We start from the raw sequence: 342 nt of genomic DNA, 5'->3' as shown, positions 1-342 counted from the left end.
GTGACTGTGTGAGAAGTCGCTGACGGTTGAGCAGATCGATTCGTGGTCGGACGGTATAGCGGATCTGCATGCCCGGTTCAGGCATCGTTTCGGCAGGTCAGAGCCACGGGACCGGGCCTTGGACTACCTGCGGGGCTTGCTGGCCCCTTTGGAGAGGAAGAACGGCTGGACGCTGGCCGAGCAGGTCGGTCAACTCCGCCCGGACGGCGTCCAGCGGCTGCTGAACCACTCCGACTGGGACGAGAACGCAGTCCGTGACGACGTCCGCGACTTCGTCGTGGAGACCATCGGGGCCAAGGACGGCGTCCTCATCGGCGACGACACCGGCTTTGTGAAGAAGGG

At 64.3% G+C, this 342-nt stretch carries 1 protein-coding gene; it reads left to right on the top strand.

What is annotated here, in order from left to right:
- Positions 1-34: 34 nt before the first annotated feature.
- Positions 35-342, top strand: a 308-nt coding sequence (locus IG62_RS0141060) for a transposase (RefSeq protein WP_234326952.1), incomplete at its 3' end; no start/stop codon positions are given.

The organism is Streptomyces sp. NRRL S-337 (assembly GCF_000720175.1).
Classification (GTDB): domain Bacteria; phylum Actinomycetota; class Actinomycetes; order Streptomycetales; family Streptomycetaceae; genus Streptomyces; species Streptomyces siderophoricus.
The sequence above is the reverse complement of the archived record's forward strand: the minus strand, read 5'-3'. Positions and strand labels throughout refer to the sequence as shown.